The sequence below is a fragment of the Halomonas zincidurans B6 genome, assembly GCF_000731955.1.
In the GTDB taxonomy this organism is placed as follows: domain Bacteria; phylum Pseudomonadota; class Gammaproteobacteria; order Pseudomonadales; family Halomonadaceae; genus Modicisalibacter; species Modicisalibacter zincidurans.
In genome coordinates, this window is record NZ_JNCK01000001.1 from 3,417,360 (window position 1) to 3,439,734 (window position 22,375).

At 64.8% G+C, this 22,375-nt stretch carries 21 protein-coding genes; 18 read left to right on the plus strand and 3 right to left on the minus strand.

The annotated features are described in order from the left end of the window. The first annotated feature begins 123 nt into the window (after window positions 1–123). Complete coding sequence (locus HALZIN_RS0116000; RefSeq protein ID WP_031385184.1) at window positions 124–1,011, plus strand: LysR family transcriptional regulator; 888 nt, start codon at window positions 124–126, stop codon at window positions 1,009–1,011. A gap of 69 nt (window positions 1,012–1,080) precedes the next feature. Here HALZIN_RS0116000 and HALZIN_RS0116005 read toward each other — a convergent pair whose 3' ends face one another. Further along, on the minus strand, window positions 1,081–1,983 hold the full coding sequence (locus HALZIN_RS0116005; RefSeq protein ID WP_031385185.1) for a LysR family transcriptional regulator: 903 nt from the start codon (window positions 1,981–1,983) through the stop codon (window positions 1,081–1,083). 103 nt (window positions 1,984–2,086) lie between these two features. Here HALZIN_RS0116005 and HALZIN_RS0116010 point away from each other — a divergent pair, with 103 nt between their 5' ends. The 14 genes from HALZIN_RS0116010 (at window position 2,087) to ltrA (ending at window position 17,363) form a co-directional block, all read left to right on the plus strand. Beyond that, a complete protein-coding gene (locus HALZIN_RS0116010; RefSeq protein WP_031385186.1) occupies window positions 2,087–3,208 on the plus strand; it encodes a muconate/chloromuconate family cycloisomerase in 1,122 nt (373 codons plus the stop codon). Between the two features lie 40 nt (window positions 3,209–3,248). Beyond that, the gene (catC, locus tag HALZIN_RS0116015; protein ID WP_031385187.1) at window positions 3,249–3,539 is read left to right on the plus strand and encodes a muconolactone Delta-isomerase; all 291 of its coding nucleotides are present in this window, start codon (window positions 3,249–3,251) and stop codon (window positions 3,537–3,539) included. Between the two features lie 71 nt (window positions 3,540–3,610). Further along, window positions 3,611–4,546: a catechol 1,2-dioxygenase gene (gene catA / locus HALZIN_RS0116020; RefSeq protein ID WP_031385188.1), complete on the plus strand. Its 936-nt coding sequence runs from the start codon at window positions 3,611–3,613 to the stop codon at window positions 4,544–4,546. Window positions 4,547–4,676: 130 nt separating this feature from the next. After that, entirely contained in the window at window positions 4,677–6,047 is a 1,371-nt protein-coding gene (locus HALZIN_RS0116025; protein ID WP_031385189.1) for a Rieske 2Fe-2S domain-containing protein, read from the plus strand. Window positions 6,048–6,060: 13 nt separating this feature from the next. Further along, window positions 6,061–6,552, plus strand: a complete 492-nt coding sequence (benB, locus tag HALZIN_RS0116030) for a benzoate 1,2-dioxygenase small subunit (RefSeq protein WP_031385190.1) — start codon at window positions 6,061–6,063, stop codon at window positions 6,550–6,552. A 77-nt stretch (window positions 6,553–6,629) separates the two neighbouring features. Next, on the plus strand, window positions 6,630–7,673 hold the full coding sequence (benC, locus tag HALZIN_RS18000; RefSeq protein WP_031385191.1) for a benzoate 1,2-dioxygenase electron transfer component BenC: 1,044 nt from the start codon (window positions 6,630–6,632) through the stop codon (window positions 7,671–7,673). After that, window positions 7,670–8,449: a benzoate diol dehydrogenase BenD gene (gene benD / locus HALZIN_RS18005; protein ID WP_031385192.1), complete on the plus strand. Its 780-nt coding sequence runs from the start codon at window positions 7,670–7,672 to the stop codon at window positions 8,447–8,449. The genes benC and benD overlap by 4 nt, the downstream gene beginning before the upstream one ends. 126 nt (window positions 8,450–8,575) lie before the next feature. Then, window positions 8,576–8,746, plus strand: coding sequence for a hypothetical protein (locus HALZIN_RS18115; protein WP_160171103.1), 171 nt, complete (start codon window positions 8,576–8,578; stop codon window positions 8,744–8,746). Next, window positions 8,743–10,050 (plus strand): salicylate 1-monooxygenase, encoded by a 1,308-nt coding sequence (salA, locus tag HALZIN_RS0116050; protein WP_051907570.1) that lies wholly within the window; start codon window positions 8,743–8,745, stop codon window positions 10,048–10,050. The genes HALZIN_RS18115 and salA overlap by 4 nt, the downstream gene beginning before the upstream one ends. Next, window positions 10,043–11,509, plus strand: coding sequence for a benzaldehyde dehydrogenase (locus tag HALZIN_RS0116055; RefSeq protein ID WP_201448211.1), 1,467 nt, complete (start codon window positions 10,043–10,045; stop codon window positions 11,507–11,509). The genes salA and HALZIN_RS0116055 overlap by 8 nt, the downstream gene beginning before the upstream one ends. A gap of 53 nt (window positions 11,510–11,562) precedes the next feature. After that, window positions 11,563–12,687: an NAD(P)-dependent alcohol dehydrogenase gene (locus HALZIN_RS0116060; protein ID WP_031385195.1), complete on the plus strand. Its 1,125-nt coding sequence runs from the start codon at window positions 11,563–11,565 to the stop codon at window positions 12,685–12,687. A 63-nt stretch (window positions 12,688–12,750) separates the two neighbouring features. Next, window positions 12,751–13,995, plus strand: coding sequence for a benzoate/H(+) symporter BenE family transporter (locus tag HALZIN_RS0116065; protein ID WP_084173642.1), 1,245 nt, complete (start codon window positions 12,751–12,753; stop codon window positions 13,993–13,995). 96 nt (window positions 13,996–14,091) lie between these two features. Further along, window positions 14,092–15,294, plus strand: coding sequence for a benzoate/H(+) symporter BenE family transporter (locus HALZIN_RS0116070; RefSeq protein ID WP_031385197.1), 1,203 nt, complete (start codon window positions 14,092–14,094; stop codon window positions 15,292–15,294). An 845-nt stretch (window positions 15,295–16,139) separates the two neighbouring features. Next, a complete protein-coding gene (gene ltrA, locus HALZIN_RS0116075; RefSeq protein WP_084173644.1) occupies window positions 16,140–17,363 on the plus strand; it encodes a group II intron reverse transcriptase/maturase in 1,224 nt (407 codons plus the stop codon). On the opposite strand, the gene HALZIN_RS18010 is transcribed toward ltrA, so the two are convergent. Both HALZIN_RS18010 and HALZIN_RS0116080 read right to left on the minus strand, forming a co-directional pair. After that, window positions 17,317–17,820 carry a hypothetical protein gene (locus tag HALZIN_RS18010; protein ID WP_150113133.1) on the minus strand — a complete coding sequence of 168 codons (504 nt, stop codon included), beginning with the start codon at window positions 17,818–17,820 and terminating at the stop codon, window positions 17,317–17,319. The genes ltrA and HALZIN_RS18010 overlap by 47 nt on opposite strands. 35 nt (window positions 17,821–17,855) lie before the next feature. Then, on the minus strand, window positions 17,856–19,217 hold the full coding sequence (locus HALZIN_RS0116080) for an IS1380 family transposase (protein WP_031384847.1): 1,362 nt from the start codon (window positions 19,215–19,217) through the stop codon (window positions 17,856–17,858). A 221-nt stretch (window positions 19,218–19,438) separates the two neighbouring features. On the opposite strand from HALZIN_RS0116080, the gene HALZIN_RS0116085 reads away from it, so the two are divergent. From HALZIN_RS0116085 to HALZIN_RS0116095, 3 genes are all read left to right on the plus strand, one after another. Beyond that, window positions 19,439–20,404, plus strand: coding sequence for a zinc-binding metallopeptidase family protein (locus HALZIN_RS0116085; protein WP_031385199.1), 966 nt, complete (start codon window positions 19,439–19,441; stop codon window positions 20,402–20,404). Window positions 20,405–20,719: 315 nt separating this feature from the next. Then, the gene (locus HALZIN_RS0116090) at window positions 20,720–21,697 is read left to right on the plus strand and encodes a dipeptidase (protein ID WP_031385200.1); all 978 of its coding nucleotides are present in this window, start codon (window positions 20,720–20,722) and stop codon (window positions 21,695–21,697) included. A 128-nt stretch (window positions 21,698–21,825) separates the two neighbouring features. Beyond that, the gene (locus HALZIN_RS0116095; RefSeq protein WP_031385201.1) at window positions 21,826–22,371 is read left to right on the plus strand and encodes a 4-vinyl reductase; all 546 of its coding nucleotides are present in this window, start codon (window positions 21,826–21,828) and stop codon (window positions 22,369–22,371) included. Window positions 22,372–22,375 lie beyond the last annotated feature (4 nt).

Below are 22,375 nucleotides of genomic sequence, written 5' to 3' on the forward strand. Positions count from 1 at the left end.
GTTGTGGGTTGTCTCTAGACTATGAAACGCCTTGTTCGATATAAAAAATATAAGTTTGGCATCGCTGACATGCCATATTGATATGGATAACGTGGTATCCCCCTGGATAAGACGAGACGACCCGTGGAATTTCGCCAACTCAGCTATTTCATTGCCGTTTCGGAGACCGGCTCGATCTCCGCGGCCAGCCGCCAGGTACACGTCGCCCAGCCGGCGCTGACCCGACAGATTCGACTCTTGGAGGAGGACCTGGGCACCCGACTGCTGGAGCGTCATGCCCGTGGGGTCAGCTTGACGGTGGCCGGCCAGGCGCTCTACGACGAGGCTGTGCAGTTGCTCGATTCGCGCGCTAGGATTCGGGCACGTCTGGCGGCACTGGGCACCGGGCTGATCGGCAAGGTCAGCCTGGGGGTAACCGTGACGCATCTATGGGTCCCGCAAGTCGCGGGATTGTTGGGCAGCTACCGGCAGCGTTACCCGCAGGTCGGCTTCGAGGTCTTCCCGCTGCTCTCCGGCCCCCAGCTCGATCGTCTCCGTGAAGGCACGCTGGATGCTGGCATCCTCTACCTGGACAGTGCCGAACAGCCCGGCCTTGCGACCCGCCTGCTGCAGCACGACCACCTGATGCTGGCCGTGCCTGACGCCTCGCCGTGGGCGACAGAGCCACCGAGTCGGCTGGGAGAGCTGAGCGATGCCGACTTCGTCTGGGGCTTTCGCAGCGTCTCCCCGGTCTACTACGACCGGGTGATGGCGCATTTCGCGCGGCTCAGCTTCGCGCCGCGGGTGGTTCAGTACGGCGCCGACAACATCACCATCCTGAGCATGGTCGCCGCCGGGCTGGGTATTGCCATCGTGCCCTCGGCCAGCCGCGCCCACCCCATGCCCGGCATCCGCTTCGTGCACTTGGCGGAACTCGATGCCTGCGACATGCCGCTGTGGGTCGCCTGGAACAACAGCAATGATTCTCCCGCGTTGCATAACCTCATCGAGATGATCGGCACCGCGCAATGAGTCGCTCGTTCAGAGCCGAAGTCATCGGGTCTGATCATTCCATCGACGGCCGCCGGTTGAGCGCGGCGGTCACGGATAGCGCCCGCTGCGGCGGTTTTCCACGAGTATGTCGAGAATGGCGTTGGCGGCCAGCATGACCTCCGTGGGCGCTTCACCCTTGCGCCGGCTGCATAGAATCGGGCAGGTAATGTTTGTGTCCGCGAGATAGCTGTAGACGATGCCCCGGCGCGTCAGTTGGCTGACCTGTTCGGGCACTAGCGTAATTCCCAATCCCGAAACCACCAGGCCCAGCGCGGTCTGCAATTCATTGGCCTCCTGAGAGACGCGCACCTTCAGCCCGCGCCGCCGAAACAGACCGAGCATCATGTCGGCCAAGCTGGGGCGCGGCTTGGCCGGGTAGATAATCAAGGGAAACTCGGCGAGCTCGGACAATGACGGCGTCTTGCCGTCTAGCGGATGCCCGGCCGGCAGCGCCACCATCATCGGTTCCTCGAACAGTACCTCTTGCTCGACCTCCTCATCGTCGATCCTCAGTCGGCCGAAGCCCATGTCGATACGCCCGGCCTTGAGCGCCTGGATTTGTTGCACGGTGGTCAATTCGGCCAGTGTCAACTCGACGTCATCCTTTTGTCTCAATTCTCGGACCAGGCGCGGTAACTGGCCGTAGAACACCGAGGGCACGAAGCCGACGCCGAACAGCTGGCGTTTGCTGCGTGCCAGGCGACGGGTCGCGGCAACGGTGGCCTCGAGCTTGTCCAGTATCTGCAGGGTATGCTCATGAAAGAACTGGCCGGCCGGGGTGAAGGCCAGTCCCCGCGGGCTGCGGACAAACAGCCTGACGCCCAGCTCTTCTTCCAAATTGTTGATCTGTCTGGTTAAAGGCGGCTGGGCCATGTGTAGTCTGCGGGCCGCTCGGGTGAGGTTGAGCTCCTCGGCGACGACGCGGAAATAGCGCAGATGGCGTAGCTCCATGATACCTCCAGGGTATGGATGGCAACTCAAACGATATTGGTTCCTCGGCCGCGCGGCAATCAAACTCACCCCAATCGTTGTTATAGCCGTTTGTCCGGGAGCCCTGATGTCCAGCATTGAATCCATCGAGACGCTATTGGTCGACTTGCCGACCATCCGGCCGCACAAGCTGTCGATGACCACCATGGCTTGCCAGACGCTGGTGCTCGTGCGCATGCGTCATTCGGATGGCATCGAAGGGCTGGGCGAGGGCACCACCATCGGTGGGTTGAGCTACGGCCCGGAGAGCCCCGAAAGCATCAAGCGCAACATCGATAGCTACCTGGCGCCGCTGCTCATCGGGCAGCCGTCGGCCAACCTCAACGCCCTGCGCGCACGCCTGCAACGCCACGCGCGCGGCAACGCGATCGCCAAGTCGGCGCTCGAAACCGCATTGCTCGACGCCCAGGGCAAGCGCCTGGGGCTGAGCGTCGCCGAGCTGCTGGGCGGGGCTCGTCAAGAGCACCTGCCGGTGCTGTGGACACTGGCCAGTGGCGATACCCACAAGGATATCGACGAAGCCTTCCAGCGTCTCGACGACCGCCGCCATTGCGACTTCAAGCTCAAGATCGGCGCCAACGCCGTGGCCGACGACGTCCGCCACGTGGCGGCCATCAAGGCCGCACTGGGCGAGCGTGCCAGTGTGCGCGTCGACGTCAATCAGGCCTGGGACGAGGCGAGTGCCGTGCGCGGCATCGCCGCCCTGCAGGACGCCGGCATCGAGCTGATCGAACAGCCGGTCGCGGCCTGTCATCACGCCGCGCTGATCCGCCTGGCAAGCCGATTCCAGGTGCCGATGCTCGCCGACGAGGCGGTACAGGATGCCCACGACGGCTTCGCCCTGGCGGCCGGTGGGTTCAGCGGCGCCTACGCGCTGAAGATCGCCAAGGCGGCCGGTCCGCGTGGCGCGCTCGAACTGGCGCACGTCGCCCGGGCCGCGGGTATCGGCCTGTACGGCGGCACCATGCTCGAAGGCACGATCGGCACGGCGGCCGCGCTGCATGCCTGGGCGACGTTGGACGACCTGGTCTGGGGTAGCGAGATGTTCGGCCCGCTGCTGCTCACCGACGACATCGTCGCCGAGCCGCTGTACTACCACGACTTCGGCGTCGACCTGCCGCGCGGCCCGGGGCTGGGCGTTCGGCTCGACGAAGACAAGCTGGCGTACTACCGGCGCAAGCATTGACGCGCCGCGAAGCCTGACATCGACTCAAAAGGAGAGACCCATGCTCTTTCAGGTGGAAATGACCGTGCTGTTGCCGCCGGAGATGCCGGCCGAGCGCGCCGCCGAGATCAAGGCCGCCGAGAAGGCCTACGCCCAGGACCTGCAACGCCAGGGCAAGTGGCGGCATCTGTGGCGGGTCGCCGGCAGCTACGCCAACGTCAGCATCTTCGACGTCGAGGACAACGCCGAGTTGCAGGAGATCGTCGGCAACCTGCCGCTGTTCCCCTACATGCAAGTCAGCGTCAAGCCGCTGTGCCGCCATCCGTCCGCAGTCCGCGAGGACGATAGCTGACGCCGACCGAGCACGCCATACGCCCGCCGGTAGCGGGTATAAAACGACAAGATGAGAGATGAGGTGAAGCCATGAACGTCAAGATTTTCGACACCCCCGAAGTCCAGGACTTCCTCACGGCCGTCAGCGGCTTCGACCAGGCGGGCGGCAACGATCGCGCCAAGCAGATCATGCATCGCCTGCTGTCGGATCTTTACCGGCTGATCGACGACTTCGACGTCACTCCCGAGGAGTACTGGGCGACCGTCAATTTGCTCAACGAGCTGGGCGCCGAGAAGCAGGTGGGCCTGCTCTCGCCGGGGCTGGGTTTCGATCACTACCTGGACATGCGCATGGACGCCGCCGATGAACAGGCACGGCTGGATGGCGGCACGCCGCGCACCATCGAAGGGCCGCTGTACGTGGCCGGCGCCCCGGTCGCCGAGGGCGAGGCGCGCATGGACGACGGCTCTGATACCGACGCCGAGGTGATGTGGCTCACCGGCCAGGTGCGCGATACCGCCGGCCAGCCGATCCCGGGCGCCCAGGTCGAGATCTGGCACGCCGACTCCAAGGGCAACTACTCCTTCTTCGACCCGTCGCAGTCGGACTACAACCTGCGGCGCACCATCCTGGCGGATGCCGAAGGGCGCTACCGGGTGCGCAGCATCATCCCCTCCGGCTACGGCGTGCCGCCGGAAAGCCCCACCGATCAGGTGCTCTCCGCGCTGGGCCGGCATGGCCAGCGCCCGGCGCATATCCACTACTTCGTCTCCGCGCCGGGGCATAAGCACCTGACCACCCAGATCAACCTGGCTGGCGACGCGTACACCTTTGATGACTTCGCCTTCGCCACCCGCGAGGAACTGGTCATCGAGGGCACGCGCATCGAGGATGCCGCCGAGGTCGCCAAGCGTGGCCTGGAAGGCCCGTTCACCGAGGTGGTGTTCGACGTCGAGCTGGCGCCGACCGAGGCGCGCGAATTGCAGGATCGCCACAAGCGACCGCGCGCCCTCGAACAGGCCTGAAGCCGCTTTCGATACGCCACGACCTTTTCAATGCGAGCCGGCGCCATCGCCATGAGCGATGGGTTGGGGACGCCATGTCCCGAGGACGCCGGCCTGTAGAAAGGACTTGTCGAGAAACAGGAGCAAGATCATGACCTCACAGCTTGATCGTCTCGAGACCCGCGTTCGCGGTGCGGTGGTCGACGACCCGGAGAACGGCGTCTTCCGTTGCCATCGCAGCATGTTCACCGACCCGGCGTTCTTCGCGCTGGAAATGAAGCACATCTTCGAGGGCAACTGGGTGTTTCTGGCCCACGAGAGCCAGCTCGCCGAGCCCGGCGACTACATGACCGTGACCATCGGCCGCCAGCCGGTGATTCTCACCCGCGACAAGCAGGGCGAGCTGCACGCGATGCTCAACGCCTGTGCCCACCGCGGCGCCACCCTGTGCCGCAAGAAACGCGGCAACAAGGGCACCTTCACCTGCCCGTTCCACGGCTGGTCGTTCAAGAACGACGGCAAGCTGCTCAAAGCCAAGAACGAGAAGACCGGCGCCTACCCGGAAGGCTTCAAGCAGGACGGCTCGCACGACCTCAAGCGTCTCGCACGCTTCGAGAGCTATCGCGGCTTCCTGTTCGGCAGCCTGAGCGCCGACGTCAAGCCGCTCGCGGAGCATCTCGGCGAGACCACCAAGGTCATCGACAACATCGTCGACCAGGCGCCGGAGGGGATCGAGATACTGCGCGGCACCTCGTCGTACACCTTCAACGGCAACTGGAAGCTGGGCGCCGAGAACGGGGCCGATGGTTACCATGTCAGCACCGTGCACTGGAACTACTCCTCGACCATGGATCGGCGCAACTACGACGCCGGCGGCACCAAGGCGGTGGACGCCAACGGCTGGTCGAAGAGTCAGGGCGGGTTCTACTCGTTCGAGAACGGCCACATGATGCTGTGGACGCGGCTGCTCAACCCGGAGGTGCGTCCCGTCTACAACCAGAAGGACAAGCTCGAGACCGAGCTGGGCGAGGCCCGGGCCGATTCGATCGTCAACCAGACCCGCAACCTCTGCCTCTACCCCAACGTCTACCTGATGGATCAGTTCTCGACCCAGATCCGGGTGATCCGTCCGCTGGCCGTGGACAAGAGCGAGGTCACCATCTACTGCTTCGCGCCCAAGGGCGAGTCGGCCGAGAGCCGTGCGCTGCGAATCCGTCAGTACGAGGATTTCTTCAACGTCAGCGGCATGGGCACGCCCGACGATCTCGAGGAGTTCCGGGGCTGCCAGACCGGTTACCAGGCTTCACTGGCCGAGTGGAACGACCTGAGTCGCGGCGCCGAGCAGTGGATCGACGGCGCCGACGACAACGCCCAGGCCATCGACATGAAACCGCTGCTCAGCGGGGCGTCACCGGAGGACGAGGGCCTCTATGTGATGCACCACAAGCACTGGGTCGCCGAGATGCTGCGTGCCATCGACAAGGAACGCAGCCAGTTCATCGCCACCGCGCCGGCATCCTGAGGAGGGCTTCACCATGGATATGAACTTTCTCGACATTCAGGCCTTCATTCATCGCGAAGCGCGCCTGCTCGACGACCGCGACTGGGACGCCTGGCTCGAATGCTACAGCAAGGACGTGGTGTTCTGGATGCCGGCCTGGGACGACGACGACCGGCTGACCGAGGACCCGCAGTCCGAGATCTCGCTGATCTACTATCCCAATCGCGAGGGGCTCGAGGACCGCATCTATCGCATCAAGACCGAGCGCAGCGGGGCGACCAGCATTCCCGAGCCGCGTACCACCCACCAGGTCTCCAATCTGGAGGTGCTGAGCCAGGCGGGTGACAAGGTCGAACTGCGCTTCAACTGGCACACCCTGAGCCATCGCTATCAGCAGACCAACGCCTACTTCGGCACATCCTTCTACACCCTGGACGTGTCCGGCGGGCAGCCGCTGATCGAAAAGAAAGTCGTGATACTGAATAACGATTACATCCACCAGGTCATCGATATCTACCACATCTGATCTGGGCGCACGACCCGGTCCTTGCGGCCGGGGCACGCCGGCCGGACCATCGAGACCGGTGGAGGAGGAGAACGACCATGAGCTATACGATTGCACTCAACTTCGAGGACGGCGTCACCCGTTTCATCGGTTGCAAGGAGGGCGAGACCGTCCTCGACGCCGCCTACCGGCAGAAGGTCAACCTGCCGATGGACTGCTCCGACGGGGTCTGCGGCACCTGCAAGGGCCTATGCGAGAAGGGCGAGTTCGACCTGGGTGACGAGTATCTGGATGACGCGCTCTCCGACGAGGAAGCGGCCGATGGCCTGGTCCTGACCTGCCAGATGGTGCCGTCCTCCGATTGCGTGATCCAGGTGCCGGTGGCCTCGGCCCTGTGCAAGACTGCGGTCGGCAAGGTCGAGGGAACCGTGGCCATGGTCGAGCCGCTTTCCGAGGACAGCATCGAGCTGGCCATCGACCTGGACGAGGGCGCCGAGCTGGCCTTCCTGCCCGGCCAGTACATCCACATCGATGTCCCGGGTACCGGCGAGCACCGCTCCTACTCCTTCAGTTCCCGGCCGGGTGACTCGCGGGCCACCTTCCTGATCCGCAACGTGCCCGACGGCCTGATGAGCGGCTATCTCACCGACCGGTGCCAGCCGGGCGAGCGGCTCTCGCTGACCGGGCCGATGGGCAGCTTCTACCTGCGCGAGATCACCCGCCCGGTGCTGATGCTGGCCGGCGGCACCGGGCTGGCGCCCTTCCTGTCGATGCTCGAGCACCTGTCCCGGAAGCGGGAAGAAGGGCAAGGCTGCGAGCAGCCGATACACCTGATCTACGGCGTCAACAAGGACGATCACCTGGTCAAGACCGACGTCCTGGACGCGTTCCAGGAGCAACTGCCGAGCTTCAGCTACACCACCGTGGTGGCCGACGAGGCGAGCGAGCATCCGCGCAAGGGCTACGTCACCCATCACATGGACGCCGAGGTGCTTCACGACGGCGATGTCGACGTCTATCTGTGCGGCCCGCCGCCCATGGTCGATGCCGTGCTCAAGCACTTCGATACGCAGGGCATCGCCCCGCAGAGCTTCCACTACGAGAAGTTCACGCCCAACCAGGCCTCGGAGGAAGCGGCATGATGCGTTTCCAGGATCAGGTGATGGTGATCACCGGCGCCGCTCAGGGCATCGGACGGCGGGTCGCCGAACGGGCCGGGGCAGAGGGCGGGCGCCTGGTACTGGTCGATCGTGCCGAGGTCGTCGACGAGGTCGTGGCAACGATCCGCGAGCAGGGCGGCGAGGCGATCGCCGTCCGGGCCGATCTCGAGACCTTCGCGGGGGCCGAAGCGGCGATCAACGAAGCCTGCGCGCACTTCGGCCGGATCGACGTGCTGATCAACAACGTCGGCGGGGCGATCAACTTCAAGCCGTTCACCGAGTTCAGCGCCGACGAGATCTCGGCCGAGATCAACCGCTCGCTGATGCCCACCCTGTGGTGCTGCCGAGCGGTGCTGCCGACGATGGTCGCCCAGGGCGAGGGCGTGATCGTCAACGTCTCCTCGGCGGCGACCCGCGGCATCCATCGCATTCCCTACTCGGCGGCCAAGGGCGGGGTCAACGCCCTGACCGCCTCGCTGGCCTTCGAGGTTGCCGAGCACGGCATCCGCGTGGTCGCCACCGCCCCGGGCGGAACCGAGGCACCGCCGCGGCGCATCTCGCGCGGTACGCCCGAACCGCGCAACGACCGGGAACGGGCGTGGTTCCAGGCGCATATCGACCAGACCCGGCAGAGCTGCCTGTTCGACCGCTACGGCACCCTGGACGAGATGGCCGCGCCGATCCTGTTCCTGGCTTCCCGCGAGGCCAGCTACATCACCGGCAGTGTGTTGCCCGTCGCCGGCGGCGATCTCGGCTAGGCCGCGCTGAAAAGGCCGGCGGTCGGCAATGCTGCGGTGACCGATGAACGCCGGCCATGCGGCGGCCCCGGGGCGGGCGTCGATTCCATGGCCGGATATCCATGACAACAGTGCCAGGAGCTCAGCATGAAACAGGCCGAACAGGGCGTCGTACTGCAGCATCTGCCCGTCGACGAGATTCATGATCCCGACATCGCCAACGTCAGCAAGGGGCTCGTCGCCGGTATTGCCGGCCTGCCCCCTATTCGCACCGGGTCCGCTGCCGGGCTCGCTGGGTATCAAGGAGGCTGGTCATGACACAGGTCCCAACATCCGCACGCCTCAGGGTCGGTATCGTCGGTGGTGGCATCGGCGGAGTGGCCTTGGCCATCGCCCTGTCGCGCCGGGCGGACCTCGACGTGACACTTTTCGAGTCGGCCCCGGCATTCTCCGAAATCGGCGCCGGTGTCTCGTTCGGCCCCAACGCGGTGCGCGCCATCGAGCGACTCGAACTTGGCGAGGCCTACCGTCGGGTGGCCGATGGTTCGCCGGCGCCGTTCGAGGACGTGTGGTTCGAATGGCGACACGGCGCCGATGACCGCTATATCACTGCCACCCTGGCGCCGGGTTGTGGTCAGTCTTCGGTGCATCGCGCCGATTTTCTCGACAGCCTGGTGACCTGTCTGCCCGACGGTATCGCCCGTTTCGGCAAGCGCTGCTGTGAGGTGATCCAGCGAGAGGATGGTGTTCGCCTGTCGTTCAGCGATGGTATCCACGCCGAGTGCGATGTGGCGATCGGCTGCGACGGCATCAAGTCGGTCGTGCGTGGACATGTGCTGCCTGTCGAGGACGACGGCGACACCGGCCCGCGTTTCAGCGGCACTTACGCCTATCGAGGATTGATCCCGCGGAAGTCGCTCGAAGCCGAACTCTCGCGTCGGGGCGCGAGCGAGCGCCTGGCTCAAGTGCCGCAGATGCTGCTGGGCCAGGACCGTCACATCCTGACCTTTCCGGTCAAGGAGGGCGAGGTGGTCAACGTGGTGGCGTTCGAGACCGACAGTGCCCAGCCCCGCCCCCGTGCCGCCGTGACGGATGCCTGGGTCGAGGAGGTGTCGCAAGCGCAGATGCTGGCAGCCTTTGCCGACTGGGGCGATGCGACGCAGGCGATTCTGGGCTGCATCGAAAAGCCCACGCGCTGGGCGTTGCACGACATCGCACCGCTGTCGCACTACCACCGTGGGCGGGTGCTGCTGATCGGCGACGCCGCCCACGCGATGCTGCCGCATCAGGGCGCCGGCGCCGGTCAGGCGCTGGAAGACGCCTGGGTACTGAGCGAGCTGCTGGGCGATACCGCCTGTGACCGGGATCGGGTCAGTGCGGTATTGGCCGAGTTCGACCGGGTGCGCCGCCCGCACGCGAGCGAGGTGCAGCGAACCTCGTTCGAGGCCGGCGAACTCTACGAACGGCGCGGGCCCTGGCGTGACTGCGCTGACGCCGAACTCGCCCGCGAGCTGGAAACCCGCTTCGACTGGCTGTGGTCCGCCGACCCCGAGCGCGTTGTGACAGCGATACAGGCCACGATGGCGAATGCCCACCCCACCATGGAGCATGACAATGGCTGAAGAGCACCTGCTGGATTCGTCACTCTGGAAGGAACGTCTATTTACCGGGCACTGGGTCGAGGGCAACGGCGAGGCGCTGACCGTGCGCGCCCCGGGCAGCGGCGAGACGCTGGGACGGGCGGCCACCGGGGACGCCGCCCAGGTCGCCATCGCCGCTCAAGCCGGCCGGGACGCCGCCGCCGAGTGGTTCGAACACCCCTACGACGACCGGGCCGAGGTGCTGCGCCAGGCCGCCCGGCTGACCGAAACGCACCGTCAGGAGATCGAGCGGTGGCTGGTGCTCGAGAGCGGCTCGACACCGGCCAAGGCCGCGTTCGAAGTCATGCTGACGATCAAGGCGCTGCACAAGGCCTCGGAGCTGCCGTCGACGGCGGCTGGCGAGGTGCTGCCGTCGACGCCCGGTCGACTGAGCCTGGCCCGGCGGCGACCGCTGGGTGTGGTCGGCGTGATCGCGCCGTTCAACTTCCCGCTGTATCTGGCCATTCGCGCGGTGGCGCCGGCACTGGCGCTGGGCAATGGCGTGGTGCTCAAGCCCGATCCGCGCACCACGGTGTGCGGCGGCTTCTCCATCGCGCGGCTTTTCGAGCGGGCAGGCCTTCCGGCCGGTGTGCTGTCGGTGCTGCCGGGCGGCCGCGAGGTCGGTTCGGCGCTGGTCGAGGACGAGAACATCGCGATGATCCAGTTCACCGGCTCCACCGCCGCCGGGCGCAAGATCGGCGAACGCGCCGGCGCTCAGCTCAAGAAGGTCTCGCTGGAACTGGGCGGCAAGAACGCGCTTATCGTGCTGGACGATGCCGACATCGAGCAGGCGGTCAGCAACGCCAGTTGGGGCACCTATCTGCACCAGGGGCAGATCTGCATGTCCTGCGGCCGCATTCTGGTCCATCGGACCATCTACGACACCTTCGTCGAGCGGCTGACCGAGCGGGCGCGGGGCCTGAGCGTCGGCGACCCGGCCATCGAAGACGTGGCCCTCGGCCCCCTGATCGATGAGGGCCAGCGCGATCATGCCGTCGACCTGCTGGCCCGCGCCCGCGAGGCCGGGGCGAGCGTCCGGGTCGGCGGCGAGACCCGGGGGCTCTTTTTCCAGCCGGCGGTGGTCTGCGATGTGACGCCCGACAACCCGCTCTTTCACGAGGAAACCTTCGCGCCCGTGGCCGTGGTCATTCCCTTCGACAGCGACGACGAGGCGGTGCGCCTTGCCAACGACACCGAGTACGGCCTGTCCGCCGGCGTGATTTCCCGTGATGTCGGGCGCGCCCTGCGACTGGGCGAGCGGCTCAATACCGGGCTCTTGCACATCAACGACCAGACCGTCGATGACGAAGTGATCAATCCCTTCGGCGGCGTCGGGGCCTCCGGCAACGGCACCGCGGTCGGCGGCCCGGCCAATCTCGACGAATTCACCCAGTGGCAGTGGCTGACGCTGAAAAGCGAGGCGCCGGTCTATCCGTTGTAAACGTTCGCGCACGGCAGGAACCGGGCGCGTTTGATCCGACATCGAGGTGACTCATGACAACCAGCAATCAGATAGCCATCAAGGCAGCGGTAACGCGGGAAAAGGGCGGCGCGTTTCAACTGGAGGACATGACGCTCAGGGCGCCCCGCGAAGACGAGGTGCTGGTGCGGATCGTAGCTACCGGCATGTGCCATACCGACCTGATCGTGCGCGATCAGCTCTACCCGGTGCCGCTGCCGGCGGTACTGGGCCATGAAGGCGCCGGCGTGGTCGAGGCGGTGGGCCCGGCGGTGCACTCGCTCGAGGTCGGCGATCACGTGGTGCTGAGCTACGCCCACTGCGGCGATTGCCGACCCTGCGATGCGGGCTACGCCTCCTATTGCGACGAGTTCTTTGCCCGCAATTTCAGCGGCGCCGGCCCCGACGGACAGCAGGCGCTCCGTGACGCCAGCGGCCAGCCCGTGCACGATCATTTCTTCGGTCAGTCCTCCTTTGCCACCTACGCACTGAGTCGTGAAAACAACGCCGTGCGCGTGAGCCGGGAGGCGCCGCTCGAGCTTCTGGGCCCGCTCGGGTGCGGCATTCAGACCGGCGCCGGCGCGGTCATCAATACGCTGGGCGTCACGCCCGGCAGCCGCTTCTGTGCCTTCGGCGCCGGTGCGGTCGGGCTCTCCGCGGTCATGGCCGCCCGCGTCGCCGGCGCCACCACCATCATCGCCGTCGACATGATCGATTCCCGTCTCGAACTGGCCCTGGCGCTGGGCGCGACCCACGTGATCAATGCCGGCAAGGAATCCGTGGTCGAGCGCGTTCGCGAGCTGAGCGATGGCGGCGTGAACTTCGCGCTGGAATCGACGGGGCGGCCCGAGGTCCTGCGCCAGGGCGTCGATGCGCTCGGCGGCCTGGGCGTGCTCGGGGTGGTGGGGGCGCCGGCGCTGGGTACCGAAGCCGCGTTCGACGTCAACGACCTGCTGCTGGGCGGCAAGAGCATCCGCGGCATCGTCGAGGGCGACAGCGTGGCCCGGCGCTTCATCCCGCAGCTGGTCGAGCTGCACATGCAGGGGCGCTTTCCGTTCGATCGACTGGTGAAGTTCTACGACTTCGCCGACATCGAACAGGCAGCCGCCGACAGTGAAAAAGGAATCACGCTGAAGCCGGTCCTGCGGCTGTCGCGCTGACAGGGAGCGCCATTGCCGGGAAAGGCGCCGTCATTTATTCCAACAACAATCCGGGAGCACACCATGAAACATCTCGAAAAAGGCATCAGTCTGCGCCACGCACCTGCCGACTTCCTCAGAGATCTCAACGCCGACAACTTCAGCGCCGGCCTGGTGGCCGGTATCTTCGGTCTCAGCGCCGGTATCATCCATATCAGCGCCGGCATCGCCGCCGGACTCCCCAAGGAGTTCACCTTGCTGTGGGTGATCAGCTACCTTTTCATCAACGGCCTGTTCGGACTTTTTCTCCCGGCCTACTATCGGCTGCCGCTGCCGATGGCCAACTCCATTCCGGGGGCGCTGCTGTTTGCGGCCATCATCCCCACCGTAGGACTCAATGAGGCCCTGGGAGCGACGCTGATCGCCGGGGCGATCTCGCTGGTCGTCGGCCTGGCCGGGTGGATGAGCCTGGTCATGCGGCTGATCCCGATGCCCATCGTCATGGGCATGGTCGCGGGCATCCTGCTCAAGTTCGGCACCAACATGGTGATGCCGCTTCAGAACGCCATGCTGCCGGCGGTGGTGATGATTCTGGCCTTCTTCATGGCGCCGCGCTTTCTGCGCCGGGTGCCGCCGCTGGTCGTCGCCCTGCTGGTCGGGGTCGCCTACATGGCGCTCTCCGGGGCCGACTTCTCCGGGGTAACGTTCTCGATCAAGTTCCCCGAGTTCATCGTGCCCACGTTCACCCTGGAGGCTTTCCTGGCCTATGGGCTGCCGCTGGCGCTGATCCTGGTGGGCATGGAGACGCCGGCCGGCGTGGGCCTGGTGAAAGGCATGGGCTATCGCGAGGTGCCGGCCAACGGCATCACCGCCGTGGGTGGCATCGGCACCATGGTTTCGGCCTTCTTCAACCTGCACAGCACCTGCATCGCCGCGCCGATGACCGGCATCTGCTCTTCTCCAGAGTCGGGCGCTCACGACAAGCGCTGGGTGGCCGCGGTGATCGTCGGCATCATCTTCGTGGTGGCGGCCCCCTTCTACGGCTTCGTGTTCAGCCTGATCGAGGCGATGCCCAGCTACTTCATCGCCATCATCGCCGGCCTGGCGCTGCTGCGGGTGATCGGCTCGGCGATGCACATCACCTTCTCCGGCAAGCATGAGGTGGGCGCGATGTTCTCCTTTCTGATTGCGGTCTCGGGCCTGGAGATCCTGGGGATCGGCTCCTCCTTCTGGGCCCTGGTGCTGGGGGCGGGGCTGTCGATGCTCGTCGAGTTCAAGGACTTCGAATTCAGCCGTCGGGATCGGGTCGCGGACGAACCCGCGGCGTGACGCCGGGTGGGCGGACCCATCAGAGATTTCCGGTATCCTCCTTGGCCTGCGAGCCGTCCTGACAGCGCGGGCCTTTTTTGCGCTTCGAGGTGAGACATGCAGTTGCACAGGGACTGGTCGGTGTCGGCGACCACGGCGGGCTTTCTGGCCGTGCTGATCTCCTACGCCGGCCCGCTGGCGATCTTCTTTCAGGCCGCCCAGAGCGCCAATATTTCCCCGGCGATGATGACTTCCTGGGTGTGGGCCATCTCGCTGGGCGCGGCGATCTCGGGCATCGTGCTGAGCGCGTGGCTGAAGGTGCCGGTAATCACTGCCTGGTCGGCACCCGGTACCGCGCTGCTGGTCACGCTGTTTCCCGAACTGTCGCTCAACGAGGCGGTGGGTGCCTACCTGACCGCCGCACTGATCATCCTGGCGGTCGGCGTCACGGGCACCTTCGATCGGCTGATGCAGGCGCTACCCCGGGGTATCGCGGCAGGCATGATGGCAGGCATTCTATTCCAGTTCGGGCTGGGCGCCTTCCAGGCCATTGAAGGCACGCCCGCGCTGGCGCTGGGCATGCTGATGGCCTATCTGCTGTTCAAGCGCCTGGTGCCACGCTACTGCCTGATCCTGCTGTTGATCACCGGCGCCGGCCTGGCCGTCGGCTTGGAGGATGCCGCGTTGGGCGGTTTGCGCTGGCAACTGGCGTCGCCGATGTTCATCGCTCCCGAATGGAGCTGGCAAGCCACGCTGAGTCTGGCGATTCCGCTGGTGCTGGTGAGCCTGACGGGGCAATTCCTGCCGGGCATGGCGATCATGCGCGGGGCCGGCTATCACACCCGTGCCCGACCGATCATCGCTGTGACCAGCCTGACCTCGCTGGTCACGGCACTGTTCGGCGGTATCACCACGGTTGTGGCGGCGATCACCGCGGCGATCTGCACCGGCAAGGATGCCCACCCGGACCCCGACAAGCGCTATGTCGCCGGCATCGCCAACGGCTTGTTCTATCTGGTCGGTGGATCCTTCGCGGGCACTATCGTTGCCCTGTTCACCGTGTTGCCGGGAGCGTTCGTTGCCGTGCTGGCCGGCCTGGCATTGATCGGGGCGATCAGCGGCAACATCATGACGGTGATCGAGGCCGAGGATCATCGCGAGGCCTCCGTCATCACCTTCCTGGTCACCGCCTCGGGCCTGAGCCTTTTTGGTCTGGGCGCCGCCTTCTGGGGCGTGGTGATCGGTTGCGTGGCTTACGCGTTACTGCATCATCGTTACCGCAAGCGTCGAAACTATCACCGGCAGTTCGTTTCCAAGTAACCCGGACCTTCTTTTAAATGGTTCTTCGCAGATCAGCGTGAAACGTCAAGGCCTCGCTATTGGGAATAAATTGCCTCCCACGCGACCCGGCCTGGATGGCCATTTGGACCATGGGGCCGGGGATTTTTGTGGGAGGGAACTTGTTCCCGATTGGCGCCGCAGGCGCCCGGCATGGCCGGGAAGGTACAGTGCCCGCCGCCATCGCGAATACATTCGCTCCCAGTGCGCCCGTGAAGGCGTGCACACAACTCGGTGGAAGTCCGAGTCGGGGTAAGCCATGGCCCCGTAGTCGAAGGTAACTGCGTCGCCGCGAGGCGGGGTGGAGAGCAACCGGAGGCGAACTGGCGGTCCGTAGGATGACGAACTCGATTCGGCCGGGTCAGGTGGCGAGCTTGCTGGGAGACAGCGAAGCCTGAAACGCACCCGTCGCGCTGGGGTGGCGGCTAAAGCGACGGCGGGACCTGCCAGGTGGTTGGAGGCGGAACGTCAGGAAGGGTGCACGAGATAAGCGGGGAGTCCTAGTCACCGAGGTGACGGCGGCCAGGGGTCAGAGCCTTCATAGTACCGGCGTGCGGATCACGCCTTGGCCACGGCTCATCCCGGCGAAAGCAGGGATCTAGAGATGCGGGAGTGCTAACTCTGCCTACCGCCAAGACGCCGTACAGGAGGCGCAGAGAACAGAACCTGTGCCGAGGGAAGGGAGGCAGGAAGATGGATGCGAGAGACGACCAGAGATGAGCGAACGCAACAGCACAGCATCGATAGTGTCCCCCCGTGGGACTAAGCAAGGTGCGTCATCCCCCGCCGCTATGGCGGGGGTTGACCGCTCAATCTGGACGGACCGCATGTTGGCGGCGCTGGATAACGGCGTCAAAGGACGTAAATGGTTCAGCCTGATCGACAAGGTACACCGCTCGTCGACCCTAGCGAGTGCCTGGCTACAGGTCTACCGCAACCAGGGTGCAGCGGGGGTCGATCGGCAAAGCGTGTCACGCTTCGCCGCGCAGTCCGGACGCCACCTTGAGGAGCTCCAGGCCGACCTGGCGGCGGGGCGGTACCGCCCACAGGCGGTGCGGCGGATCGAGATCCCCAAGGGCGACGGCAAGACACGCCCGTTGGCTATCCCTACCGTCAAGGACCGCATCGTTCAGGCGGCGCTCAAGCGTGTCATCGAACCGATTCTCGAGCACGAGTTCCTGCCGATGAGCTATGGCTTCCGACCAGGAAGAGGCTGCAAGGACGCCTTGCGGGCCGTCGATGATGGCCTCAAGGCCGGCATGACCTGGGGGGTCGACGCCGACCTGCAGGGTTACTTCGACAGCATCCCGCATGACCGCCTCATGAGCCGTGTTGAGGAACGGCTCAGCGATGGTCGGTTGTTGTCACTGCTGCGTGCCTGGCTGACGCAGGACATCGTTAGCGAGATGAACTGCTGGAGCCCCACCGCGGGAGCGCCGCAAGGAGCGATCATCAGCCCCTTGCTGGCGAATCTCTACCTGCACCCGCTGGACCAGGAGATGACCCAGCGCGGCTATCGCATGGTGCGGTATGCCGACGACTTTGTCATCCTCTGTTACAGCGAGCAGGAGGCCCGGCAGGCCCTGGCCCACGTGCAGGACTGGGTGATGACGAATGGCCTGACCCTGCACCCCGACAAGCCCCATATCGGTGACTGTCGACAACGCGGCGAGGGCTTCGACTTCCTGGGCTACCGCTTCGAGGCGGGAAAGCGCTGGGTACGTAGGAAGAGTCTCAGAGCCTTCAAGGACAAGGTGAGAAGCAAGACGCGGCGGACGGAAGGCAAGAGTCTGCGGCAGATCATCGCCTCACTCAATCCTCTGCTAAGAGGCTGGTTCGGCTACTTCCGACACGCCTATCGGACAACGTTCCGGCCGTTGGATGGCTTCATCCGCCGACGGCTTCGCGCCATCCTGCGCAAGCAGGAGAAACGCCCTGGGCGTGGCAACACCGGAACAGACACGCGACGTTGGCCCAATAGGTTCTTCGCCGCTGCCGGGCTTTTCACCCTAGCCGAAGCCTGGCAGCAAGCGAGCCAATCACGATGTTGAAACCATCGACTGGAGAGCCGTGTGCGGGAGAACCGCACGCACGGTTCGGAGGGCGGGGAGGCGAAGCCTTCCCGACCCCTATCAAGGACAAGCTAACCGGCAGGGGGCTGTGGGAGGGAGCTTGTTCGCGATGATCTGTGCCGCATTTCCCGGCAAAATGCGATGAACCTTTTAAATGACTAACATCTGCCAGCTTTATCAATGACAATAAACATTGAAAATGGGTGTTAAAAATAGCCATCAAAGCGCTGGCATTTATATTTTCCTGAATCCGTGAAGCCGGCGTCGGCACTTTCCCTATCACCGCCAGCGAGCATTTTTTGACCTCCGATCCCGTCTCAATCGCCGAACGCATGTCTGCGATGGCCAACCATTGCCGCGTCGGCCGGCGACGATGATCCGTTTTGTCATGCATTTCTACCCGCCGGGCATGGCGATGCTGGCTGCTGGTGACCATCAGCCCTCTTCCAAGTGACATTCCCCGACAGGCGATCAGCAGGGCGATCCTCGCGGGTAACGCAGCCGGCTCCGCAGGGTGTTCAACACCGTCATGCGGCCAATGTCCTGCCCGAAATCGAGGATGATCTGACGGGCCTTGTGGACTACCACGGCGGCACGATGGACCAGTTCCTGCAATACGGTGCGTATCCGGCGCCGCTTGGCGGGATGGCGCACCGGGCTCAGCTCGCCAGTCATGCCCAGTTGCCCCATCAGACGCAGGATGTTATAGGCCAGCTGGGCGAGATGCAGGATCAGGTCGTTGGTGGCGAACTTGCCCGAGGGCAGACGCTCCAGGTCGAGATCGGTCTTGATCTCGCTGTGAAACTGCTCATGGGTGGCATGCGCCTGATAGCGCTGGATCACCGCCTCCGGCGCCTCGTCCAGGCTGGTCCACCAGCCTTCCAGCTCATAGTCCGGTTCGAGCAGCAGCTGGCCATCGCGATCGGCGGTGCGCTCCACCAGGCGCATCACACGCCTGACCTCGACCTCGGTCTGGCCATCGCGGATCGAGACGGTCTGTGTCCACAACGCCTGGCGCTTGCCGGGGCGCAGCTCTTCTTGCCAGCAGTCTTCGGCGACGGCGCACCAGGTGGCGAGATCGGCCTTGGCCGAGTCCCGCGGGTTCCATTTGACGAGGTAGTCGAGCCGCCGGCCCTCGTCGGCAAAGGCCTGCCGCTGCCGTTCGAGAAGGGCCAGATGCGCCTGGCTGTCGAAGCCGCTGTCCTCGCGGACCAGGATCGGTTGCTCGGTCAGGCCCTGGGCGCGTGGCAGCACCCGCTCCAGGAAGGCGTTGCTCTCCTTCATGGTGTGCTGTTTGCCGGGACGCAGCTCCAGGCCCAGGCACCAGCCTTCATTGCCCAGATAGGCGGCGATCGGCGTGTAGCCATCGACCTTCTGGTAGGTCCGCGAGACGCCCTCCTTGTGCGAGTTGCTGTTGTCCATGACGAAGGTGTCGATGTCCAGACAGACATGCGTCTTCTCGGCGGTGATCGGTGCTTCCACCAGCGACAGCAAGGTGGTGGACCAAGTCGCGGTACGTGCCTGCAGATCATTGGCGGCGAGCTTCTCCAGCCGTTGGCGCAGCGTGGCGGAGCTCGGCACCTTCTGCAGGGCCAGCAGGTGCTGGAACGGTTTGTCGCGGCGGAAATTCTCGATGGCGTCATAGTCGCTCATGCCCAGACACAGCAGGCCCAGATAGCTCTTGACCACGTCGCTGGTGCGCATGCCCAGCGTGGTGGGGAAGCGACCGTCGATGCTGTCGACGCCGGCGATCTCAAGGCACTGCCCGATGATGGATAGCCCGGCGTGGCTGGTGAGGGTACGGCGACTGGCGCGAAACGTGACGTTGGGCATGGCACTGTCTGGGTGAATGACGATATTCGCTATATTGCCATGCAGGTCAGTAGGTTAGAAGCGCTGCAGGGGGGGTCAGTCTCACGGATTCAGGATTTTGTTATGTTTCACGGTTACTTGCCGACAGCGTCGTGGAAAATTGCAATTCGCTTTAAAGCGGGAGGCAGCTATGCTTAACATCTGTCCTTCGACCTTGCTGCCCCTGCTACGGAATTTTTGATATGCGCGTTTTTTCCAACCCCGTCGGCTCGGGCTCACTGTGGTTCGACAACCTCGCCACCGCCGATGGCACGCCCGTAGCTTACGACCCGCAGGCGCGGGCCTTCCTGCCCACGCCACCGTTCTGTGCCAATCGCGAGGTGATCGGCTGTAACTGGATCGCTCCCGAGCAGGGCGCATTCTGCCAGTCGTGTGCAATGACCGCACTTGCCCCGGACCCTGAAATACCCGATGCCATTCCCAACTGGGCGCAGACCGAGGCCGCCAAGCGCCGGGTACTCGATAATCTGGGTCGCTGGCACTGGTTCCGGCCCGAGGATCCGGGCGTGCGTCCCCTTTTTCACATGCTCGCCGAAGGACCGACTCCGGTGCCCATGGGGCATGTCGAGGGCGTGGTGACCATCAGCGTGGCCGAGGCGGACCCGGTGCTGCGGACGACCCGTCGACAGGCGCTGAAAGAGCCCTACCGAACCATGATTGGCCATATGCGCCATGAAATAGCGCATATGCTCTGGTGGCGGCTCAGCTTGCGCGGCGATTTTCTCGACGCTTTTCGGGCCATGTTCGGCGACGAGCGTGCGGATTACCCGGCCGCACTCCAGCATCACTACGATGACGGCCCGCCGCCCGACTGGGAGCAACGCTTTTTGACCACCTACGCTTCTGCCCACCCCCACGAGGACTGGGCAGAGACCACGGCGCACCTGCTGCACCTGACCGATATCGCCGACAGCTTCGTTGCGGCGGGTCTGGCGTCGCCCCAGTTGCCGAGCCCCAGCTGGGACCCGTATGCGGAACCCGATGCCGAACGCCTGATCTATGTCGCTGCGTCGCTCGCCGTGGGAATCAACAACGTCAATCGCTCGATGGGGCTATCGGATCTCTATCCATTCGTGCTGTCGGATGTCTCACGCCGCAAGCTCGCCTTCGTGCATGACTGGTTGCGCCGGGGCGCTCAGGGGCGCTGACGCTTTCAGCGCCCGGGGGCTGGCTGTGCCGTGTCCGGTGAGCGCTGGCCCATGCGAAGGGGGAGCCGACGTTTGCCAGCGTGCCGCTGACCAACGGATGGCGCCAGGTCTGTATCGCCCGCTTGCACGCTATCATGCGAGCTGCCCGCACCAGGGCAGCTCGCATTTTTCGTCAGCTCGCCCCTGCAATGGCTACAGGATCGTCGTGTTCACGCAACAATGACGTTTTTGAAATTTTCACCGTCGCTTCCAAGCGCCGACCGGTAGCGAGGCAGGGCTATGCTCTCCGCATAAGACACCGCCTGGAGCGTCGCCATGACCCCCGCCGAACTGCACGATGATGCGATCGTCATCGATGGCCTGATCATCGCCAAATGGAACCGCGACCTGCTCGAGGACATGCGTCGGGGCGGCCTGACCGCGGCCAACTGTACCGTGTCGGTGTGGGAGGGCTTCCAGGCCACGGTCGACAACATCGTCGCGTCCAATGCGCTGATGGCCGAGTGCAGCGAACTGGTGCGCCCGGTACGCACCGCCGCCGACATCACCCGCGCCAAGGAAGAAGGCAAGACCGGCATCATCTACGGCTTCCAGAACGCCCATGCCTTCGAGGACCAGATCGGCTACGTCGAGGTCTTCAAGCAGCTCGGCGTGGGCATCGTGCAGCTGTGCTACAACACCCAGAACCTGGTCGGCACCGGCTGCTACGAACGCGACGGCGGGCTGTCCGGCTTCGGTCGCGAGATCGTCGCCGAGATGAACCGCGTCGGCATCATGTGCGACCTGTCGCATGTCGGCGCCAGGACCTCCGAGGAGGTCATCCTCGAATCGCAAAAGCCGGTCTGCTACTCGCATTGCCTGCCCTCGGGGCTCAAGGAGCATCCGCGCAACAAGTCCGACGCAGAACTCAAGTTCATTGCCGAGCATGGCGGCTTCGTCGGCGTGACCATGTTCACGCCCTTCCTGCGCGCCGGGGTCGACGCCACCATCGACGACTACTGCGAGGCGATCGAGTACGTGATGAACATCGTCGGCGAAGATGCCATCGGCATCGGCACCGACTTCACTCAAGGGCATGACCAGGGGTTCTTCGAGTGGCTGACCCACGACAAGGGCTACGCCCGGCGCCTGACCAACTTCGGCACGATCGTCAACCCGAAAGGCATCCGCACCATCGGTGAATTCCCCAACCTGACCGAGGCGCTGCTCAGGCGCGGGCTTTCCGAGAGTCAGGTGCGCAAGATCATGGGGGAAAACTGGGTGCGTGTCCTGAAGGATGTCTGGGGCGCCTGACAGCGAGCTGCGAGCTACGGGCTACGGGCTACGAGCAAGACTGCTACCGAAGCCCGAAGCCCGAAGCCCGAAGCCCGAAGCCCGAAGCCCGAAGCCCGAAGCCAACAACAATTTAGCGAGTGACTACCGTGACCAAACTGGCCCCCGAACTGCCCATCGACGTGGATTCGGAAACCGGCGTGTGGACCACCGATGCACTGCCGATGCTCTACGTACCGCGTCATTTCTTCATCAACAATCATCTCGCCGTGGAGGAGGCGCTGGGTGCCGAAAAGTACGCCGAGATCCTCTATCACGCCGGCTACAAGAGCGCCTGGCACTGGTGCGAGAAGGAGGCCGAGCTGCACGGCCTGAGCGGCGTCGAGGTCTTCGAGCACTACATGACGCGGCTGTCGCAGCGTGGCTGGGGCCGGTTCATCACCGAACGGATCGACCTGGAGGCGGGTACGGCGCGGGTGCGCCTGGAACACAGCGCCTTCGTCTATCAGCTCGGCAAGGTCGGCAGAAAGGTCGAGTACATGTTCACCGGCTGGTTCGCCGGTGCCATGGATCAGATCCTCAGCGCCCGGGACAGCGAGTTGCGCACCGTCGCCGAGCAGGTGCAAAGCGCCGCCGAGCCGGGCTGCGACGCGGGCATTTTCGACGTTCGACCGCTGACCGGCCAGCCGGGCTGATAAA

Bases quoted from the DNA above. Each gene is read 5' to 3' on its own strand.
- HALZIN_RS0116005 (WP_031385185.1), bottom strand. From the start codon at position 1,983: ATGGAGCTACGCCATCTGCGCTATTTCCGCGTCGTCGCCGAGGAGCTC.
- catC (WP_031385187.1), top strand. From the start codon at position 3,249: ATGCTCTTTCAGGTGGAAATGACCGTGCTGTTGCCGCCGGAGATGCCG.
- catA (WP_031385188.1), top strand. From the start codon at position 3,611: ATGAACGTCAAGATTTTCGACACCCCCGAAGTCCAGGACTTCCTCACG.
- HALZIN_RS0116025 (WP_031385189.1), top strand. From the start codon at position 4,677: ATGACCTCACAGCTTGATCGTCTCGAGACCCGCGTTCGCGGTGCGGTG.
- benB (WP_031385190.1), top strand. From the start codon at position 6,061: ATGGATATGAACTTTCTCGACATTCAGGCCTTCATTCATCGCGAAGCG.
- benC (WP_031385191.1), top strand. From the start codon at position 6,630: ATGAGCTATACGATTGCACTCAACTTCGAGGACGGCGTCACCCGTTTC.
- benD (WP_031385192.1), top strand. From the start codon at position 7,670: ATGATGCGTTTCCAGGATCAGGTGATGGTGATCACCGGCGCCGCTCAG.
- HALZIN_RS18115 (WP_160171103.1), top strand. From the start codon at position 8,576: ATGAAACAGGCCGAACAGGGCGTCGTACTGCAGCATCTGCCCGTCGAC.
- salA (WP_051907570.1), top strand. From the start codon at position 8,743: ATGACACAGGTCCCAACATCCGCACGCCTCAGGGTCGGTATCGTCGGT.
- HALZIN_RS0116055 (WP_201448211.1), top strand. From the start codon at position 10,043: ATGGCTGAAGAGCACCTGCTGGATTCGTCACTCTGGAAGGAACGTCTA.
- HALZIN_RS0116060 (WP_031385195.1), top strand. From the start codon at position 11,563: ATGACAACCAGCAATCAGATAGCCATCAAGGCAGCGGTAACGCGGGAA.
- HALZIN_RS0116065 (WP_084173642.1), top strand. From the start codon at position 12,751: ATGAAACATCTCGAAAAAGGCATCAGTCTGCGCCACGCACCTGCCGAC.
- HALZIN_RS0116070 (WP_031385197.1), top strand. From the start codon at position 14,092: ATGCAGTTGCACAGGGACTGGTCGGTGTCGGCGACCACGGCGGGCTTT.
- ltrA (WP_084173644.1), top strand. From the start codon at position 16,140: ATGTTGGCGGCGCTGGATAACGGCGTCAAAGGACGTAAATGGTTCAGC.
- HALZIN_RS18010 (WP_150113133.1), bottom strand. From the start codon at position 17,820: ATGGTCACCAGCAGCCAGCATCGCCATGCCCGGCGGGTAGAAATGCAT.
- HALZIN_RS0116080 (WP_031384847.1), bottom strand. From the start codon at position 19,217: ATGCCCAACGTCACGTTTCGCGCCAGTCGCCGTACCCTCACCAGCCAC.
- HALZIN_RS0116085 (WP_031385199.1), top strand. From the start codon at position 19,439: ATGCGCGTTTTTTCCAACCCCGTCGGCTCGGGCTCACTGTGGTTCGAC.
- HALZIN_RS0116090 (WP_031385200.1), top strand. From the start codon at position 20,720: ATGACCCCCGCCGAACTGCACGATGATGCGATCGTCATCGATGGCCTG.